Raw genomic sequence first — 2000 nt, forward strand, 5'->3', positions numbered from 1 at the left:
CATAGATACTTAACAGATTACTAAAATAAATTTCTTCAGTATATTTTTTGTTAATTTTTTCAATCGCGTTTTTACTCATCACTGAAATTAATTCCTTATTATAATATAAGTAATTAATTTTATCGATTAATTCATCAACATTTCCAGGGTTAAATAATAATCCGTTATAATTTTCAGTTACGATTTCAGGAGTACCTCCAGTATTGCTTGCTATAACTGGTTTACCTAAAGCCATTGCCTCTAGTATAGCCATTGAGCAATTTTCATGACAAATTGATGGTAAAATAACAAATAAACTATTTTTAATTATTGATTTTAATTGTTTTTCCTCTAGAAAACCTAATATTTTAACATTTGATAACCCATAATTCAAAATAAATTTTCTTACATTATTTTCTTCTGGTCCGTTACCTACTATATATAATGTTTTGTCCTTTAAATGCAAAAAAGCTTTTAGCAAAGTATAGATTCCTTTTTCTTTTGATAACCTACCAAAATATAAACAATATCCCCTATTATTATTTATTCTAAAGTTTGTATCTAAAAACTCTCTTTTTACAAAATTAGGCAAAACAATGATTTTTTCTTTTGGATAACCATATTTAATTAATTTATCATATAAAAAATAACTAGGTGTAATAAAATAATCAATGTTTTTATGATAAGTTTTTAATATATTATGAATGCTAAATTCGGTTAAAAGTATAAACGTATTGATAAACGATTGCTTGTGACATTTTTTATACATAGCTTTTATTTTGTTTTTTATACTAAAACAGCCATCGCATCTATCCTCTTTACATAATAAATTATATGTTGGACAAACCAATTTAAAATCATGTAAAGTAATTACTATTGGAATATTCTTTTCTTTTAAAGCGTAAATAATCGAGGGTGAGAGATGATGATAAATGTTATGTAAATGTGCTATATCTGGTTTAGTAATATTTATTAAATTTTTAATTTTTCTATATGCATTAAAATTAAATATTATTTTTTGTGAATTTATTATTTTATCTATGATACTCATGTTATCAAAATCAATTTCATTTGCAAATAAATCTTGATACTTATAAGTAAAATTTTTTTCGTGTTTCATAGAAAAACAACAATAATCTATATTGTTTCTTAAGAATAAATTAATTTGATTGAAAAAGCATTTTTCAGCTCCACCTTTAATATAATAAAACTTATTTATCATTAATATTTTCATAAACACCCTGCCCTCTTTTCAAACGTTTTGATATTACTATAATTTTTATTTTCTATAGTTATGCCAATTAACGACCAGACAAACCACTGAATTACTAACATATTTATAACATTATCAGCTAATGCTAAAATATATGAGGAAAATGAAAGAATAAATGTAATCAAATAAATATTTTCTTTACAGTTAATATAATTTTTTAAAATGCGTGTTAAAAAATAACTAATCAACAAAACAAAAAATACTATTCCTAACAAACCTAATTCTATATATAATTTTAAAAAATCGTTATGAGCATCTATTGCCCATGGTAGTATCTGTTGAGATAAGAAATAAAATTTCCCTAATCCTTGACCAAATAAATAATTCTGTCCATAATTTTGTAGCATACTAACCCATATAAATTTTCTGGTCGCCAAAGAACTTTCTTCCATTTTATCCGACAAAACATTAGAAAATCTATCCAAAAATATAGAATTGCTAAATAAGGTATAACGTTAAAATCAAATTAATAATTAACATTAATTTGTTTTTTCGCAAAATATTATATAAAAAGACAGCAATTATAAGTACTATCCAAGTACTTCTTGTTTTTGTTTCATATATTAAAAGTATTATTAAACATATAAATAAACTGTAAAATGTTTTTTTAAAAATATTTTTTTTTGTTTTTTGTGCTTTATAAATAGTAACAAATAATATTATTAATAAGAAAAACGAAAACATATTAGGAGTAACAAATATTGAATCTATTCTGTATATCTCTCCTGAAATTAATTTGGAATAATGG

Annotated in this window: 2 protein-coding genes; both read right to left on the reverse strand. The window is 22.6% G+C overall.

What is annotated here, in order from left to right:
- Window positions 1–1213 (reverse strand): glycosyltransferase family 4 protein (locus JDF658_RS11810; RefSeq protein WP_079907774.1); only part of this gene is annotated, 1213 nt, incomplete at its 3' end.
- Window positions 1210–1677, reverse strand: a complete 468-nt coding sequence (locus JDF658_RS11815; protein WP_159446629.1) for an O-antigen ligase — start codon at window positions 1675–1677, stop codon at window positions 1210–1212. The genes JDF658_RS11810 and JDF658_RS11815, both read right to left, overlap by 4 nt.
- Window positions 1678–2000 lie beyond the last annotated feature (323 nt).

The organism is Carboxydocella sp. JDF658 (assembly GCF_002049395.1).
GTDB lineage: Bacteria > Bacillota.